Raw genomic sequence first — 545 nt, forward strand, 5'->3', positions numbered from 1 at the left:
TGAACGCCATTACTGCGTTATATTATAGCGCGTTTTGGATACATTTGTCAAGGTCTGTTCCCTTCTGTGCTGCGGGAATGGACCTTCCTTTTTTGTGTAACCAGTGCACTTTACAGTGCATACAAACAGTACCTTGACAACCGAACGAGCCTGCGGCGAAGTCATACCCCTGCTCATATCAGCATTCGCATGTGCGAGCCACTGACAGGGAGCAAACGTAAGAGAACGCTACCTCACAAAAGGGGAGCGCTTACCCAAAAGCAGGCACACGACCCTGAATCGTGTGCGCTTGAAGGAACCTTCGTCGGAGACAGGCCATCAAGCTATGACAACATTCCGGGGCAGCACCACCTGCTCCGATTGTTGTCATATCTAAGCCCTGAACTTTTTTATCAGCGTTTAGATATGACAACAAGGCCGGTTTCCCGGCCTCTCGTCATTCTGGCTCCCCAAGTTGGACTCGAACCAACGACCCTGCGATTAACAGTCGCATGCTCTACCGGCTGAGCTATTGAGGAATATTTGTGTTGGCGTCTCCCTATTGT

General features: G+C 50.3%; 1 tRNA gene. It reads right to left on the bottom strand.

The annotated features are described in order from the left end of the window. Positions 1 to 442: 442 nt before the first annotated feature. Positions 443 to 518: transfer RNA gene (locus B5F35_RS18320), tRNA-Asn, on the bottom strand. Positions 519 to 545: the final 27 nt, after the last annotated feature.

The organism is Anaeromassilibacillus sp. An200 (assembly GCF_002160025.1).
Taxonomy (GTDB): Bacteria; Bacillota; Clostridia; order Oscillospirales; family Acutalibacteraceae; genus Caccousia; species Caccousia stercoris.